The sequence below is a fragment of the Providencia sp. genome (assembly GCF_052096715.1).
Taxonomy (GTDB): domain Bacteria; phylum Pseudomonadota; class Gammaproteobacteria; order Enterobacterales; family Enterobacteriaceae; genus Providencia.
In genome coordinates this window covers 1-15,116 of sequence record NZ_JBQDNB010000028.1, presented here as the reverse complement: position 1 = coordinate 15,116, position 15,116 = coordinate 1, and the positions used below count along the sequence as shown (strand labels likewise).

Here is a 15,116-nt window from a genome sequence, read left to right as displayed (position 1 = left end):
GTGTTAGGCTGCTTGCTTTCGTGATCGGTAACTATCCCAGGTAAAAGCCAATGTACAGCCGCCACCGTCACTCATGCGGTCTATAACTCGCTCACCGATAAATGCGCTTAACTCTTCCCTAGTTTGATTGCTAATTAGAATGGTTGGCTTCATTCGCTCATACCTGGTGTTGATGATTTCAAACAAGATCAACTTTTCAGCTTCAGACCCGAATTGAACGCCTACCTCATCGATTATCAGCAAATCAGGGTTGGTAAAAATTCGAATAACCTCTGACTCAGTTTCAGTCGCGGTTTTACTCCAGGTTGACTTGAATTTTCTGGCAACACGCAATGCTGTTGTGAACAAAGCTGAATCTTGGTGTTGTTCGATTACATGACGAGCAATAGCCAGGGCTAAATGATTCTTACCAGTACCAGGCTTACCGCACATAACTAAACCGCCACCTTGGCGTAGTCTATCTGTCCACTTACTTGCATAGGCCTTGCAAACACTTAGATTTCTAGCCGCATCCTGGTTAACGGATTCGTAATTATCCAGGGTGCATGGAACAAAACGTTCGGGGATATTTAGGTCAGCTAAAAGATTTTCGATAAGCCGCTTCTTGCCACGCTCATCACTTTGTTGTTTTTCAGCCTTTAACTTTTCCAGCTCTTCAAGCAGGCATTTAGGGCATGGTGATGGTCTAGATGTGAGCTTTAATCCACTTGTGCTTACTCGCTTTCTAGCCTGGTATGTTCCGTGAGTTTCACATTCGATATCCAGGTAATGAATTTCTGTATTTGGTATTTCAGCAGGTTGTTTATCAATCTCTGCCAGGTGCTTTTTGATTTCTTGAATTCTTTCTGTCAGGTTCATAATTTAATTCACCCATGTTGGCATATCCGTTTGACCATAATCCTTGGCTCCAAAGCTTTCACTGGCTGCTCGCTTGTTAGGCGTCCAGGTTGGCTTAGCGTTTTTGTTCTGGTAATTCAGCTTAGCGCTAACTGTGCTAAACCAGTTCTTAGGTTTTACCTTTTCAAACTCCAGATCTAAACGTGTTAACTCTGATACCAAATCGATGTTAGGAAATAATTCTTTCCAGGAGTCAAAGTCCTTTTGGTTAAGGCGAATCACCTGGCCTTCGAATGCGTATTTTTTTGCAATCGACTGAACATTGTCTGACGATTTTTTCTCATCACCAGGACAAGCCGGATTTTCGGCTTGGGTGTTATAGGGAATCAGGTTAAGGGAATCAGGATGAGGGAAGAGGGAATCAGCAGGGATAGTTTTGTTCTCTTCTGATTCTTGCACCATACTAGAACCGTGCTTTTCTGGTGCTTCTTCAATATCAATAGGTTGCGTTACTTGTTCTGGTATTTCACTAGCCGCTTCTTTCATGTGAGGATTCTGATGCTTCTTCCAGTTATTAATCTGAATAAACTCATTTCCATCTACTACATATCTAGTGATGAAGTTTCTACCATGCAATTGAGTGAGTAATTTGTCACAATCAACATCATCATATGGCAATACCATAGCTTTAATTTTACGGGGCTTATCTTCAATTCGACCTTCGCGATCTGCAACTGTCCATAACCCGATAAAAAGAACACGAGCCAATGGCTCGCATTCTGCTAAATCATCATTAGTAAAAAAGCCTGGCTTAATATTTCTTGCTCTGGCCATTAGAAAGGTACCTCCGTTATTTTTGCTAAATCAGGATACTTTAGTTCCCATTCCTTTTGCTGCTGCCCGATATAGCTATGAATCAAATGAGCTGCCCCATCAGTAAAATAAAGAGAATGAGATTCATTGAATTTTTTGTGGCATAGGTGAGCGGCGAGTCTTATTAATCTTTCGGCAGTAGCAAGCTTGCAGCCAAGTACTCTAATGTCTAAAGAATCAAATAATTCATCAAGCCTTAGCTCTTTTAATGATTCTGAACAGATAATGTCAAAAGAGTCAGCGAGATCCTCTACCTTGGTTCCAGTTAAGGCCAAGCAAACTTCTGAACATATATCTGTTATATCTTCTAGGTCGCACTTAAAAAATTCTCTTGATTCATTTATTCTGAATTCAGATAAGTGTTTGTGAATAAAGGATTCATCATCCGCTGGTGCATCAGAATAAAAAGATGCCTCTATCTTGAATTTATCTGGAACGCCTGTCGCCGATGAGAGTTCTTTTGCTCTACTTTCGGGGGATACAGTTGTCATCCCTACCTTATAAATGCCAGGCATATACTCATTACTAAGAACATACACCCAGCCTTCTGTTCTGAAATTATCAGGTAAATCGGCTGTCTTGCGAATATCCCTAGAAACATTCATACCGCCTAGATGGCCTATGCTCATTTCCTTCGACCTCCATATCGATTTGTTGTGTAATTAATATTCATGTATAATTACCTCCTTAAAGTTGATCCCTTTAAATTGACAGTTCTATTTGAGCCTCATCCGTTACAGCGGTTGGGGCTTTTCTTTTTAATCTTCCGTTGTACTCAAGCATTTTGATAATCTGCTCTGCATAGTCACCTTCGATCACCACATTTCTAGTAGTCTCAGGCATTGATACCGCTTCTTCAGGCAGCCCGTAATGCGCTATAGCCTTACAAGCTAGTTTGAATATCCGATTCTTTTCTCGGCTTGATGCTGTTGGATGTATGCCCATTTCACTTGCAAATAAATTGTTACCCTCATCTAGAACTCTTTTGAAGAAGTAGCTCTCGAGCATTTCAGGCTTGCAGGTGATATTGATAGTTTTTGCGTAGTCCATAATTTATATTCCATTAAATAGTTACAGTTAGTCCGTTGCTCACGATCCTGTGAGTTAAGTTTTGCCGATTGAGGTCAAAGGGCGGAGGCTGATTTTTTAAAGAGCGGTTTGGTAGTTATGCAACTTCTAGTTCAGGCCAGATCTCATGCCAATCGTTAGGCCTTAAATCCTTACGTGTAACATTGCTGTTTGTAGCTATTTCAATTTCAACGCAACGTTTTGGAGAAATTGCGCTAATCCCTGACGCCATTTGAGAGAGGAAAGACTTAGAAACGCCGAGTTTATCGGCTAGCTTCTTAGCTCCTCCCCACTCAAGTGAGTCGATGTATTGCTTTAAATCCATAGTGTCGTACCTCCATTATTTTAAATGTGAGTTTACTAAACACTAAACTTATCGTCAAGCATTTGCTTGTTTAGTCATTACTAATCAAAATAAATAAAATGGACATAAAGAAGATCAGGCAGACCCGCCTAAAAGAATGGTTCAAAGATAAAACTTTGCCGACGAAAGAGAAAAGCTACCTATCTCAATTGATGGGCGGTAACTCTTCGTTTGGTGAAAAGGCAGCAAGAAGATTAGAACAAACATACGGGATGCCAGATGGATTCTTAGATCAAGATAATTCAGTAACATCAATTTCGGACAGTAAATATAAAGAATTAAGCAAAGAGCAAATCGAAATTCTTGAGCTGTATGACAGCCTCCCCAAAGAAGAGGCTCAGAGGTTCCTCAGAGAGATGAAGGCTAAGAAGGCACACTACGATGCAATATTCGAAGAGATGTTGCGTAAGCGTGGATTAGACGCATCTTAGCCAATAGCCTGACGACACGTTTTAGGGTGTGGTTTTAATTAAATATTAACGGATGACTAATAGTGGCAAAGTGTACTGATTATCAACCTAGCCAAGTAGAAGTTGACAATGTTCTATACTGTGAAAAGTACATTGATTTCTCTGGTATTAGTTGGACGGAAAAGCCGCCCCCAAACAGACCGCTTTTATGGCTTCAAATGAATATTTTGCCATTAGATAGTGATGGAATACCGTTGCAAGGATTAAATATTTTAATCCAATGGAAGCCTGATCATGAACCAAAGCAAGATGGCGATGAAACATTTCCAAAGATAAACATAGTAGCACTTTATAACAAAAAAAGAATATTTGCAGTTGATAGCTATCCATTTGATGGACATACGAATAGATATAAAGTAGATCACCCTGACTTTGTAAATTATATTTTAGGCGCACACTACCATGTTTACTATGAAGAGGCTGGGCGCTATAGTGAAGTAGGATTCCCAATTAAAGAAGCTATAAAATCAGATGATATTAGAGGGTTTTGGCGGTTTTTTTGTAAGCATTTAAATATAAAATGTACAGGTGAACTCCCTATACCTTTAGAAGATATATCTGGACAAATAGGATTACCATTATGATGTGCTCAACAGTCATATCTAATCTTGGTTTTGAGTGCCACCCTATCGGTGCTGAATTACTGAGAATCATCAGCCCATTCACGTTCTGTGATGATGGGGAGCATGTTGGCGCTTTCGTAAAAGAAATTAATGGTAAATATCTTGTAAGTGATCGATGCGACGCGCTAATGAATATGGAGGCAAGGGGCATTTCACTTACAAAAAAAAGAATTGATGAAATACGTAGCTTTATAAGCCATCAAGGCGCAGAGCTTAACGACAGAGGTGAAATTGTTAGCTGGGCAACAGAAGATACAGTTGGTTCAGCTACATCCAATGTAATCAGAGCTGGAATTTTAGCCTCCACCTTATCTATTGACTGGCATCAATCGGTCAGGGTTGAGAGATTTGAAAGTGAAGTTATAGATTATTTATATCGCTCCAGCTTAAAAGATAAGATTTTATTGAGGTCTAATGTATTAGGAATGAGCGGACATAACATAGTCATTCCAGTAACAGTTAATACAGAAGAACCAAAGTATCTTTTTACATCTAGCGTAAAACAAGGTGGAAGTTGGAATAGTGCATACTCTCTACTCGGTAAACTAATTGATCTAAAAAATGCAAACGCTACATTAAATAATCGATATGTCGTTGTTGATAGCGAATCAATTGGCGCTCAAATGCAACAACTGTCTCTTTTATTTAATGAAATAAGTCATGTCTTACCTTTTGCAAAAAGAGATAAATGGATATCTAAACTAGCAGCATAACTCTCACCATACAGCCCTCCCCGCGAGGGCTTTTTTGTGCCCTATCCAATTTTCCCCATACTTCTAACTACCTGAGCAGCATCACGTAAAGCGCCTTTATGTAGCGTGTTCGTTACCTCTTTACGGTATCGCTCAAGTTCATCAATAATCATTTCTTTGGTTATAGTGTCGGTATTATCCAATAGTCTAAATACCGCACCGCCCACTTCCATTACTACTTTTACAACTTCCTCATCATCTAAATTCATAAATCCTCCTGAGTTTTACCCAATAATTTAGCATATGTTCCGCTGATTCGTGTGATTTCCCTCGCAAGATAAATAATTTTTGAAAATAAATTGATTTAAATTTCAATTATTTGTTCATCATTTACTAAATTATGTTTAGTAAACACTTGACGATAAGTTTAGTATTCAGTAACCTTTATCACATCAACGGCAAGCAAGACACACCAGCAAGCCATGCTCTTTAAAAATATAGCAGTACGGACAATGACATCTTGTCCAACATTTCACTGAGTGGGTTTTGGGATTGGTGAATGCTAAGGCTGATTGGTAATGTAGGAATCGGCAATAACTCAGTAAGTCGCATGTCGCATGACGTAACACCGAAAGTAGGAGTTCAGCACCTACCACCAATCACCAAAACTTATTCAGAGGGGGCAGCATGACAACTTACTTTCAACCGTTAAAAACGTCACCTAAGCAATCAGGTGAGCAGAAAGCAGTAGAAGTTAAACATGTAAACAGTGATTCATATAAAGCGCGTCAATACGCTAGATATGCAGCTTTCAGGGCTAGAAAACTGGAAGCCGAAGAAATTGCTAAAGCTAACTCAGTGAAGGAAAAGAAAGTGCGCCCTGTTCTGTCTTTACGGGTGAAACGGGATCACGCAAGTTTAGATAATCGCTGTTTGAATGACGTGGCTATTTACTCAACCACAAAGTACAGAGAGCAGCCTAAAACAGAGTTTGGGATAACAGCGAGGGCATAACGTGAAATTCATCATCAACTGTCCGGTATGTCATAAAGATTTCGACACAAGAACGCCAGCCATGCATATCAGGCAGCATCATAAAGACGCTACTGACCATGAGCTAGTGAAGATCAGAAACGCTCGCAGGAATGCGATAAACGCAAGCCAATTATGAGTGATGGAAGCATCACAGCAAGGGGATAGATATGGCAACGCTAAACAATGTGTGGTGGTTAAATGAATGCCACAAATGCGGAAGTGTAAATAATCAGATAGAAACAGAGAAAGGCAACGAAGACATACTCTTTGAGGGAGATAAGGTTCTCTGTACTGATTGTGGAAACAAAGGCTCTATTTGGGCTGATGGTGAGAACGCATGGGTTACTTGGGATGATGAAGAATAGTTAACTAATTACAGTCCATCAAGGTGGGCTGTGGTGAGTTGATTAATAGATAGGAGCTGCAATGAAATGTAGCAACAAACATTGCCAAGATGGCATTGAGTTTATTACCTGTTGCTCTGGTCGTGAGTATGGCTGTATGGGGCAACCAGTAGCCGCTACAAATTGCAAGGAATGCAATAAAGAGAACCGAGAGCCAACAGACGAGCAAGTTATTCAGGAAATGCAATACCTTGAATGGCTTGGTGATTAATAGATAGGAGATAGAGATGGAAATTAAAAGTTTATTAGATGAAATTGAAAAAACGAAAAACGCCATACGGCTGGCTGATAATGTGCTTGATTTGAACAAGGACGCATCCATCACTTGGATGGTCTGTGCAAATAATTACTCTTCGTACAAAGCTTTTGCAGACCAAGAGTTTCTCATTGATGCAGTCAAGTCTCAGCGTGAAGTATTTATAGCTCGCCTGCAAAAACTACAAGAAGCTGTAGCAGTAGTTGAGAAAGTTATCGATGGGCTAATTTGATTGGGGTCTTACGCACATAAGGAACATAGGAAATGGCAAATGAATTAGTCGTAATTGAGAAATCTAAGGCGCTTGATGTTTTTAAGTCATCAAATAGCGTCGAAGATATTATTAGCAAAATTGAGAGTGAGGTTAACTCATTTGTTAATGATGTTAACACTGACAAGGGTCGAAAAGAAATCAAGTCTCTCGCATACAGGGTTGCGCAGTCTAAAACTTACCTTGATGGCCTAGGTAAAGACTTAGTCGCAGAGCTGAAGGAGATTCCAAAGCTTATAGATGCCAACCGAAAAACAGTGCGCGACCGACTCGACACCCTTCGAGATAAAGTTAGACAGCCATTAACAGAATGGGAAGCTGAACAAGAGCGCATTAAAATGGAAGCAAAACATGCAGAAGCTCTGGAAATGAACACTGAAATTGACAAGGAAAATGCAAGGCACCTTGCTTTAAGAATAGAAACAGACCACGAAATAGCGCTATTCATGAATGAAAAACGTGACCGTGATTTAGCGGAAGCAAAAGCCGAAGCAGAGCGCCAGCAAATAGCCCACGAAGAAGAAATTAAGCGTCAGGCAGCAGAAGCAGCGAGACTTGAAGCCGAGCGCAAAGCACAGCAAGAAAAAGAAGCTGCCGAACTGAAGGCTAAGCAAGAAATAGAAGCAGCAGCACAGCGTGAACGTGATGCAAAAGAAGCACAAGAGCGTGCTGAGCGTGAAAAGTTAGAAGCTATTGAGCGAGCTAAGCAGGAAGCTAAAGCGGCTCAGGAACGAGCTGACCAAGAGAAACAAGTAGCTATTGAAGACGAGCGCAAGAAAGCTCATGAAGCTGAACAAGCGCGACTAGCAGAAGAAGAACGCAAGCGTCAGGAAGATGCTAAGCGTCAAGAAGATAAAGAGCATCGCCGCAAATATAACCAAGAAACATTACAGGAATTAGTAAGTAACGGATTTGATGAAAAATTAGCGACTGAATTTATTAAGCTAGTTGCAAGTAACCAAATCCCCCACATGACAATGAATTACTAGCACATAAGGAACAATACATGAGTCAGTGGATTAAATACTCAGAACAAAAGCCAGAAAAGGAAGGTGTTTATCTCTGGCGAATGGACAGTAAAGCCGTTGAAGGCGAAAAAGTAATTGCAAGAAAGCGGATGCGAACTAGATGGGCTGGCTATCAATCAGTCCTATCACCAGAGTTTGATTATTGGGATGGGTATCGGCTACATGTTCCGGAAGGCCTTGAGTGGATGGAAGATGACAAAACAAAACCAGAGATAGATTTCACAGGATGTGAGGATATATCTGAGTGTCCATTTTGTAAAAAAACTCCATTACTACATGCGTACAGCCCTTTTGTTTTACCTAGTCCACAGGGTTTAAATACATTCAACCTAAAGTGCTGTGCTTGGAATGGATCACCAACCTACAACGACCCAAGAGAATTAATCAAACGCTGGAATAACGCAGTATCTAAGTAACACTCCGCACCAACACCAGAACCTAAATAACAATCGCTATCAATCGATAAGTGAGGGATTTCTTATGCATGAAATAAACGAAATAACCGAATTAAAGCGGCAGGAACTCAGCTATCGACTGAATAGCGAGAGCTTCAAGGATGAAGTTAAAAGCAAAGTTAAGTGGGATTGGATAGCTGTTGTTATCGCCCTACTCATTATTTTAACGCTGATATCGAGGTGACTTATGCAAACACTAACGATTGAAGGTAAAGGGATTTACATATCTTCATCGCCAGCAGCGCACCAAGGACAGCGCATATCACTCGAATTTGATTCACACACAGGGATAGAAACCAACTCCATGGAATGGCTGATATTGAGTTTAAACCCAACAAAGGAACTGTTGGAAAAGATACTCAGGGAACGGTATGAGGACGCAGCATGAAACAGATACTAGATATGTGCTGCGGTAGCCGCATGTTTTGGTTTGATAGGCAAGACAACAGAGCAATTTACAGTGATATAAGGGTAGAAAAACACATTCTATGTGATGGCAGGAAGCTAAATATAACACCAGATATTATCGCTGATTTTAAAAACCTACCCTTTTCTGACAACTCATTTCATCAAGTTGTATTCGACCCGCCTCATTTAATTCGTGTTGGCCACAATGGTTGGATGTTTAAAAAGTACGGGAGATTGAATAAAGAATCTTGGAAAGAGGATTTAGCCAAGGGGTTTAGTGAAGCATTTCGAGTGCTGCGGACAAACGGAACACTAGCTTTCAAGTGGAACGAAACTCAAATTCCAACAAGGCAAGTATTAGCCCTTACTGACCAGAAACCAACGATAGTCCAGCGCGTCGGCAAGAACGATAAAACCCACTGGATATTATTCATTAAGGACGCAGCATGAGAATTTCAGAGTATGAAAACTTCGTCACCATTCCAGACCGTGAGCACCTAGCAAATCAGGATGATGAGCTAACTAATGAAATGGCTCAGCGGTTTTATGATGCCCTTCCCTCATCGGTCATACGGAAAATGACCGCTCAAGAATCAAATCAGGCATGGAACGCTTTTTTTGAAACAGCCAAAAGCGAAAGGAGGCTATTGTGAGTACAGCAGTTCAAAAGGTATATGAAATTATTAATCCGCTCAAAACGGAATTTGAGCAAGTATGTAGTGAGCCAAGCATAGCATTTAAAAGGGAGTCTGAATTTGCTATGCAGTTGTTTGCGAACAATGATTATTTAGCGACTGTAGCTGTGAATAATGTTGTTTCAGTTCGAAGTGCTGTGATGAATATCGCAGCTATCGGTATTAGTTTAAATCCAGCACAAAAACTGGCTTATCTAGTACCTCGTGATAAGAAAATATGTCTCGATATTAGTTACATGGGACTGATGCACATCGCCCAGCAGTCAGGCGCTATCAAATGGTGTCAATCAAGCATTGTTCGCCAGAATGATAACTTTCAGCTCACATCAATAGATACCGCACCTCGTCACGAATACAACGCCTTTGCCACACAAGAGCAAAGAGGTGAAATAGTCGGAGCTTACACGGTAGTAAAAACAGAAGATGGCGACTACTTAACTCACACAATGGCTATTGCAGATATTTATGGCATCCGTGACAGGTCATCAGCTTGGAAAGCTTGGATATCTAAAAAGGCAAAATGCCCTTGGGTTACAGATGAAGAGCAAATGATCCTGAAAACTGTTGTTAAGCAAGCCGCTAAATATTGGCCTCGTAGGGAGCGACTAGACCAAGCCATTGACTACGTTAACACCGAAGCTGGCGAAGGTATTGACTTCAAAAACGAACAGTCACAACCTCGCGATGTTACGCCAGCCAGTGAACAGCAAATGGCAGATATCACAGAACTAATGATTAAGGTCAACGGTGAATGGAGCGACGCATTTATGGAATTCATTAGTAAGCGATTTAAGCGCCAAATATCCCATCCTACGGAGATAACTGTATTTGAAGCTAATGACATTATCGACATGCTAAGGAAAAAGGCGGAAACAAAATGATTAGCAATGACATCATTCTAAGCAAAACAGGTATTGATTTAACCAAGGTAGAGCAAGGAAGCGAAGAATGGTTGTCGATCAGGCTCGGTATAGTGACCGCTTCTGAGGCATGGAAAGTTATCTCTAAGCCAAGGTCTGGTACTAAATGGTCAGACACAAAGAAAACATATTTAAACACCCTCATTGGTGAAGTCTGCACGGGAGTTTACAAGGAAGTATCAGCAAGGACGCTTGAATGGGGTAAAACCTACGAATTAGAAGCAAGGATGACGTTCGAGTTTTACACAGGGTTAACAGCAAAGGAAGTGCCAATAATATTCAAAGACGAGCAGCTACGGATAGCTTGCTCACCAGATGGCATTTGCAGTGATGGCTCTGGATTAGAGCTTAAATGCCCGAATAACACGGACGTATTTATCGACTTAGCATTGAACGGAATCGATGCAATGAAAAAGGAATATGTGGCTCAAGTTCAATATTCCATGTGGGTTACAGGTAAGGATATCTGGCACTTTGCAAATTTTGACCCACGAATGCCAGCAGGGAAAGAAATTACGTATTTCCCTGTTGAGCGTGACGAAAACACGATGAAAGAATTCGACGAATTAGTCCCCGAGTTCATTGAAGTAATGGATCAGGGTTTAAATAAATTAGGTATTCAATTTGGCAATCAGTGGAGAGCGTATGTCAAACAAGAATCAATGTAGCTTTACAGGCCGCATAGGAAATGACTTGGAATTAAAATATTTAGCAAAAGGTGATGCGGTTTTAAGTATTAGCCTTGCAGTATCTAAGCAATATAAAGATTCGCAAGGGCAAAAGAAGGAAAAAACCACTTGGGTTAGATTGGTAGCATTTAGGCATCACGCTGACTTCCTTAAAAACTACGCAAAGAAAGGCTCATCACTTCGGGTTGAGTCAGAGTATGTAGAACGAAAATGGCAAGATCAAAGTGGCACAGATAGATATACATCTGAGTTTTATATTACTGATGTGGAAATAACTGGCGGATGGGCTGAACAGCAGAACCAACAAAGCAACCAACAAACTGGATGGGGACAACCGCAACAACCACCACAGCAAAACTTTGAGCCACCACAGGACTTTGAAGATATACCATTCTAACCCTTCCCTATGTGATTTAACCAAAGGATATAACCATGAGCATTAGTTACGTGCCAAAGTTAATTGTGGGCACTGATATGAAAAAAGTAACTATTGATGAAGAGACAATTGAAGTTTTACTGAATGACGACTACACGCAGCACGGGTCATGTTTCAGCGGTCGATTTAGCTTCATCGGTAAAGAAGTGAGTACAGAGGAAATTAACGACCCTAATTTCATGTTGCGATACCTATCTATCAAACACGAAGTAGCAAAAGAACTAGGCGTTACACCTGACGATATTATGCTAAAAAATGGCTTATTAATCATGTAATTCAAACAACGGACTCAGTGCAAGGATGCAAACAGGAGATAGATATGATAACCGTTAATTCTTATTTCAGCGGTGCTGGCCTTATGGATATTGGCCTTATCCAGGCTGGAATAAATATAGGCCAAGCATTTGAAATTGATGCATCCGCTTGCAAAACTTACCGCCATAACCTGGGTAATCACATTAAAGAATGCGACATTACCCAGGAATTAGTTTTAGAACAAGATTCATGTGACGGCATGATATTTACTTATCCATGCACCAGGTACAGCACTATCGGTGATATACACGGAGTTAGAACAGGTGATGAATTGTTTTTACATGCATTACGTCACCTGGCAATAGCTCGACCTGAGTTTTATGTAGTTGAAAATGTACCTGGAATGAAAGCATTTCCTATAGTCATGGAAGCTATGCAGAAAATGCCAGATTATTACGTTAATGTTTTCTGTCCTATCAAGTCAGAAACTTGGCTACCACAGAAGCGCAGTCGATTAATAATCATCGGTACGAAAAGGAATTTTATACCGCGACCACCTGAGAACCATAAACCGATTAAACTAGCTGATATCCTGGAGGGTGAGCCAGAAATCAATATACCTAAATCGGTCTACTCCAGGATGAATGGCGTATATCGTGACTTACCAATAATCAGCGACCCAAACAATGGTGATATCGCCCCAACCTGCGTTGCTCACTACGCTAAAGATAAAAGCACTCGCCTGGTAGCTGATAAAAACTTTCCAATGGGAGTTAGGCCATACACAGTGCGCGAATATGCAAGACTCCAGGGTGTACCTGATTGGTTTCAATTCCCAGTTAGCCAAACTGATGCATATCGGCAAATAGGAAATGGCGTAAGTGTCCAGGTTGGGGAATGGATTGGGAATGAAATTAAACGCTATATCGCAGGGATGCAATGAAGAGGAATGAATATGATTGAGCTACAAAAACAATTTCAACCCAAAGCGAGAAATATATGCTCAGCTTGCGGTAAAGATGTTGGAGTATCAAAGCTAGTTGTGGCGGGTAATGTGAATATCTGCTTTGAATGTGCTGATTTATCAAAGCAACTTGCTGATAAAAAACGTAATGAAGTGGCCGAAAAAGAAATTGATGCTATGGCATCTGAAATGCTGACGGTGCTTTGCTGTGCAGATATTAGCATTGCGCGTAACTATGCAAGTCGGATCTATAAAGCAGGATATAGAAAGGTGGAGTGATGAAAAACAGGATCAAGTTTAACGACGCAATGTTAGCAGCTGTCATGGATGGTAGAAAAACGCAGACACGCAGACCGATGAAGGTTCAGCCTGTATTGAATGGCAACTGGTGGGAGGTTTACGGTGCAGGATGGGGAAAGGATAGCAAGTCCATGCCAGCAGTTCCTAATCATAGTCTAGCGAACAACTGCCCATATGGACAAATTGGCGACATTATCAACTCTGCAGACAAAGACGGTAATATCAAAGGGAAAATTGAGATTACCGATGTTTGTATTCAACAGTTGCATGCCGTTACCCTAGGCGATATTTGCAAAGAGGTTGGATGTGGTCTTTATGATTTCATACCCACCACTTATGGCTTCCAAGTTTGGGAAGATATTTGGCGCTCCATCTACGGAGAAGAAAGCTGGAATAATAATCCGTGGGTGTGGGTTATTGAGTTTAAAAAGGTGGAGTGATGGATAAATCAAGACAGCAGTTTGAAGAGTTTATAAGTAAAGGTGATTATCCTTGGGTGAAAGGTATTATCCCTGTCATGTGGATGGTCTGGGAAGCATCACGCGAAAGTTTAATTAATAACTTACCAGAAAGCATTAATTGCCCTACCGCACCAGAATTAATATGGCTACAGGTTGACCCTGAGCCAGAGGAGATAAATAAACCTGAATTTCCAGTTAATTTACGTAGTGACGATGTAACTTGGTGTGCAGATAGAATTCATCCAACTGACACGTTATATATTCGTGCTGATTTAATTCAAAAGTAAATAACTATGCAAATAATCGGATATGTATTACTCATGCTAATACAGGGTTCTGCTGTGCCTGTATCTGAGCAAATATACACACAGCAAGAATGCGAGAGCCGTGCTATGCAGATAATGATGGTGCGGGATGTTGAGATTAAATGTGGTGAGGTAATGAGAGAGTGAATAGATTAAGAGAGAGAATAATAGAAGTTCTTCAATGTAATCAGCTTACCACAGAAGAACTATATCACTTGTGCCACCCTGACTATTCAAGAAGTCAGGTTAGTTGCGTGATTGGTCACTTGGAAGCAGGTGGAATCATCAAGAAAAGCATTTGTGAATATTGGGAGCTAATCAATGAATAAATACACAGAACTATCTGACTTCGAGATTAATAAAAAGGTTGCTGCAAGATATTATCAAAACAAAGACTTTATTGAAGCATATAAGGATATTGAGAAAGTATTTGTTGACGGTAACTTATTCGACCCCTGCAATAACCCAGCAGATGCAATGCCGATTATTATTGAGAATGGTATCGACCTATTAAATGGTGAAAATATGATGCCTGAATTATTTGGTCATCATAGCACATATACGCTGCATAATTTTAATACACCAATCGCGGCAGATTCACTAAAAGAAGATAAGACTATTTATAGATTGGGCATGGAAGCTTTCTTAATGAAAAAGGATGCGGAGAATGAAAGTTAATATTGAGTGTAACGAGAAGGATTTAGGTTTTTTAATATCACATCTAACGTCATTTATGAATTCAGAGCCATTTAGCCACTCAGTAACAGTAAGTGGTAATAATGCGGTTAAAATGTCATTAGATAAAAATGGTGATATTAAATTTACAGTTAACCAAATATTAAATGATTCCATTGATAGAAACACCGCGCCATTACCAATCCTCACAGATGATTTAAATCTTAGAGTTAGTACGTTAAATAGATTGTTAGAGAATGGGATAACATCCACTTATAGATTAATTAAATGTAGTGAAGTTGATTTATTAAAAATGAGCGGGATAGGGAAAAAGGCTATAAATGAAATAGTTCATGAATTGGCATTACATAACCTTAGACTCATGGCGCGGCAATCAAATATTAAATGAATGGAAAATAGCATAGGTGGCCTATGACACCACAAGAGCATGAAAACGGATTGCGAAGTGTGGCTAAAAGGTGCCACACAGAATTAAAGAAATACGACAAACTAACCACCGAATTATCCAAGCAAACAATAAGTAAAGACCTTCCAGAATTCACAAGCCTATTACCACCCGATAAGAAAAGAAAATACACACCTAACATGTGGTTCAATCACTATGTTATGAC

General features: G+C 40.2%; 29 protein-coding genes and 1 pseudogene. 24 read left to right on the top strand and 6 right to left on the bottom strand.

Annotated features, from left to right (window positions below):
- Nucleotides 1–3: 3 nt before the first annotated feature.
- From ACTH6U_RS17385 to ACTH6U_RS17365, 5 genes are all read right to left on the bottom strand, one after another.
- Nucleotides 4–858, bottom strand: coding sequence for an ATP-binding protein (locus ACTH6U_RS17385; RefSeq protein WP_441832747.1), 855 nt, complete (start codon nucleotides 856–858; stop codon nucleotides 4–6).
- Nucleotides 859–861: 3 nt separating this feature from the next.
- Complete coding sequence (locus tag ACTH6U_RS17380; RefSeq protein WP_441832746.1) at nucleotides 862–1,671, bottom strand: hypothetical protein; 810 nt, start codon at nucleotides 1,669–1,671, stop codon at nucleotides 862–864.
- Nucleotides 1,671–2,339 (bottom strand): GIY-YIG nuclease family protein, encoded by a 669-nt coding sequence (locus tag ACTH6U_RS17375; protein WP_441832745.1) that lies wholly within the window; start codon nucleotides 2,337–2,339, stop codon nucleotides 1,671–1,673. The genes ACTH6U_RS17380 and ACTH6U_RS17375 overlap by 1 nt, the downstream gene beginning before the upstream one ends.
- A gap of 73 nt (nucleotides 2,340–2,412) precedes the next feature.
- A complete protein-coding gene (locus ACTH6U_RS17370; protein WP_441832744.1) occupies nucleotides 2,413–2,760 on the bottom strand; it encodes a hypothetical protein in 348 nt (115 codons plus the stop codon).
- 115 nt (nucleotides 2,761–2,875) lie between these two features.
- The gene (locus ACTH6U_RS17365; RefSeq protein ID WP_441832743.1) at nucleotides 2,876–3,103 is read right to left on the bottom strand and encodes a transcriptional regulator; all 228 of its coding nucleotides are present in this window, start codon (nucleotides 3,101–3,103) and stop codon (nucleotides 2,876–2,878) included.
- 98 nt (nucleotides 3,104–3,201) lie between these two features.
- Here ACTH6U_RS17365 and ACTH6U_RS17360 point away from each other — a divergent pair.
- The 3 genes and pseudogenes from ACTH6U_RS17360 to ACTH6U_RS17350 all read left to right on the top strand — a co-directional run.
- Nucleotides 3,202–3,376 (top strand): annotated as a pseudogene (locus tag ACTH6U_RS17360) (hypothetical protein); the annotation flags it as partial.
- A 394-nt stretch (nucleotides 3,377–3,770) separates the two neighbouring features.
- Nucleotides 3,771–4,196, top strand: a complete 426-nt coding sequence (locus ACTH6U_RS17355; RefSeq protein WP_441832742.1) for a hypothetical protein — start codon at nucleotides 3,771–3,773, stop codon at nucleotides 4,194–4,196.
- Complete coding sequence (locus tag ACTH6U_RS17350; RefSeq protein ID WP_441832741.1) at nucleotides 4,193–4,948, top strand: DUF1828 domain-containing protein; 756 nt, start codon at nucleotides 4,193–4,195, stop codon at nucleotides 4,946–4,948. The genes ACTH6U_RS17355 and ACTH6U_RS17350 overlap by 4 nt, the downstream gene beginning before the upstream one ends.
- 41 nt (nucleotides 4,949–4,989) lie before the next feature.
- On the opposite strand, the gene ACTH6U_RS17345 is transcribed toward ACTH6U_RS17350, so the two are convergent.
- On the bottom strand, nucleotides 4,990–5,196 hold the full coding sequence (locus ACTH6U_RS17345; RefSeq protein ID WP_198634997.1) for a hypothetical protein: 207 nt from the start codon (nucleotides 5,194–5,196) through the stop codon (nucleotides 4,990–4,992).
- A 418-nt stretch (nucleotides 5,197–5,614) separates the two neighbouring features.
- On the opposite strand from ACTH6U_RS17345, the gene ACTH6U_RS17340 reads away from it, so the two are divergent.
- The 21 genes from ACTH6U_RS17340 to ACTH6U_RS17240 form a co-directional block, all read left to right on the top strand.
- Complete coding sequence (locus ACTH6U_RS17340) at nucleotides 5,615–5,941, top strand: hypothetical protein (protein ID WP_137022032.1); 327 nt, start codon at nucleotides 5,615–5,617, stop codon at nucleotides 5,939–5,941.
- A gap of 188 nt (nucleotides 5,942–6,129) precedes the next feature.
- Entirely contained in the window at nucleotides 6,130–6,327 is a 198-nt protein-coding gene (locus tag ACTH6U_RS17335) for a hypothetical protein (protein ID WP_222960540.1), read from the top strand.
- 61 nt (nucleotides 6,328–6,388) lie between these two features.
- Nucleotides 6,389–6,577, top strand: coding sequence for a hypothetical protein (locus tag ACTH6U_RS17330; protein WP_441832740.1), 189 nt, complete (start codon nucleotides 6,389–6,391; stop codon nucleotides 6,575–6,577).
- 16 nt (nucleotides 6,578–6,593) lie between these two features.
- Nucleotides 6,594–6,854, top strand: a complete 261-nt coding sequence (locus tag ACTH6U_RS17325; protein WP_441832739.1) for a hypothetical protein — start codon at nucleotides 6,594–6,596, stop codon at nucleotides 6,852–6,854.
- Between the two features lie 32 nt (nucleotides 6,855–6,886).
- Nucleotides 6,887–7,882 carry a cell envelope biogenesis protein TolA gene (locus tag ACTH6U_RS17320; protein WP_441832738.1) on the top strand — a complete coding sequence of 332 codons (996 nt, stop codon included), beginning with the start codon at nucleotides 6,887–6,889 and terminating at the stop codon, nucleotides 7,880–7,882.
- 17 nt (nucleotides 7,883–7,899) lie between these two features.
- Nucleotides 7,900–8,337, top strand: a complete 438-nt coding sequence (locus ACTH6U_RS17315; protein ID WP_441832737.1) for a hypothetical protein — start codon at nucleotides 7,900–7,902, stop codon at nucleotides 8,335–8,337.
- A 64-nt stretch (nucleotides 8,338–8,401) separates the two neighbouring features.
- On the top strand, nucleotides 8,402–8,560 hold the full coding sequence (locus ACTH6U_RS17310; RefSeq protein ID WP_441832736.1) for a hypothetical protein: 159 nt from the start codon (nucleotides 8,402–8,404) through the stop codon (nucleotides 8,558–8,560).
- A 200-nt stretch (nucleotides 8,561–8,760) separates the two neighbouring features.
- Entirely contained in the window at nucleotides 8,761–9,234 is a 474-nt protein-coding gene (locus tag ACTH6U_RS17305; RefSeq protein ID WP_441832735.1) for a class I SAM-dependent methyltransferase, read from the top strand.
- A complete protein-coding gene (locus ACTH6U_RS17300; RefSeq protein WP_265498549.1) occupies nucleotides 9,231–9,437 on the top strand; it encodes a hypothetical protein in 207 nt (68 codons plus the stop codon). Before ACTH6U_RS17305 ends, ACTH6U_RS17300 begins: the two co-directional genes overlap by 4 nt.
- Nucleotides 9,434–10,360 carry a recombinase RecT gene (locus ACTH6U_RS17295; RefSeq protein ID WP_441832734.1) on the top strand — a complete coding sequence of 309 codons (927 nt, stop codon included), beginning with the start codon at nucleotides 9,434–9,436 and terminating at the stop codon, nucleotides 10,358–10,360. Before ACTH6U_RS17300 ends, ACTH6U_RS17295 begins: the two co-directional genes overlap by 4 nt.
- On the top strand, nucleotides 10,357–11,067 hold the full coding sequence (locus ACTH6U_RS17290; RefSeq protein ID WP_441832733.1) for a lambda exonuclease family protein: 711 nt from the start codon (nucleotides 10,357–10,359) through the stop codon (nucleotides 11,065–11,067). Before ACTH6U_RS17295 ends, ACTH6U_RS17290 begins: the two co-directional genes overlap by 4 nt.
- Nucleotides 11,045–11,485, top strand: a complete 441-nt coding sequence (locus ACTH6U_RS17285; RefSeq protein WP_441832732.1) for a single-stranded DNA-binding protein — start codon at nucleotides 11,045–11,047, stop codon at nucleotides 11,483–11,485. The genes ACTH6U_RS17290 and ACTH6U_RS17285 overlap by 23 nt, the downstream gene beginning before the upstream one ends.
- Before the next feature lie 35 nt (nucleotides 11,486–11,520).
- A complete protein-coding gene (locus tag ACTH6U_RS17280) occupies nucleotides 11,521–11,799 on the top strand; it encodes a hypothetical protein (protein WP_441832731.1) in 279 nt (92 codons plus the stop codon).
- 44 nt (nucleotides 11,800–11,843) lie between these two features.
- Nucleotides 11,844–12,722: a DNA cytosine methyltransferase gene (locus tag ACTH6U_RS17275; protein ID WP_441832730.1), complete on the top strand. Its 879-nt coding sequence runs from the start codon at nucleotides 11,844–11,846 to the stop codon at nucleotides 12,720–12,722.
- 12 nt (nucleotides 12,723–12,734) lie between these two features.
- Entirely contained in the window at nucleotides 12,735–13,022 is a 288-nt protein-coding gene (locus ACTH6U_RS17270) for a hypothetical protein (RefSeq protein WP_441832729.1), read from the top strand.
- Nucleotides 13,022–13,483 (top strand): hypothetical protein, encoded by a 462-nt coding sequence (locus ACTH6U_RS17265; RefSeq protein WP_441832728.1) that lies wholly within the window; start codon nucleotides 13,022–13,024, stop codon nucleotides 13,481–13,483. The genes ACTH6U_RS17270 and ACTH6U_RS17265 overlap by 1 nt, the downstream gene beginning before the upstream one ends.
- Entirely contained in the window at nucleotides 13,483–13,791 is a 309-nt protein-coding gene (locus ACTH6U_RS17260; protein ID WP_441832727.1) for a hypothetical protein, read from the top strand. The genes ACTH6U_RS17265 and ACTH6U_RS17260 overlap by 1 nt, the downstream gene beginning before the upstream one ends.
- Nucleotides 13,792–13,797: 6 nt before the next feature.
- Nucleotides 13,798–13,956 carry a hypothetical protein gene (locus ACTH6U_RS17255; protein WP_441832726.1) on the top strand — a complete coding sequence of 53 codons (159 nt, stop codon included), beginning with the start codon at nucleotides 13,798–13,800 and terminating at the stop codon, nucleotides 13,954–13,956.
- Nucleotides 13,957–14,130: 174 nt separating this feature from the next.
- Nucleotides 14,131–14,487, top strand: a complete 357-nt coding sequence (locus ACTH6U_RS17250; protein ID WP_441832725.1) for a phage protein NinX family protein — start codon at nucleotides 14,131–14,133, stop codon at nucleotides 14,485–14,487.
- A complete protein-coding gene (locus ACTH6U_RS17245) occupies nucleotides 14,477–14,893 on the top strand; it encodes a DNA-directed RNA polymerase subunit alpha C-terminal domain-containing protein (protein WP_441832724.1) in 417 nt (138 codons plus the stop codon). Before ACTH6U_RS17250 ends, ACTH6U_RS17245 begins: the two co-directional genes overlap by 11 nt.
- A 23-nt stretch (nucleotides 14,894–14,916) precedes the next feature.
- A partial coding sequence (locus tag ACTH6U_RS17240; RefSeq protein ID WP_441832723.1) for a hypothetical protein occupies nucleotides 14,917–15,116 on the top strand: 200 nt, incomplete at its 3' end.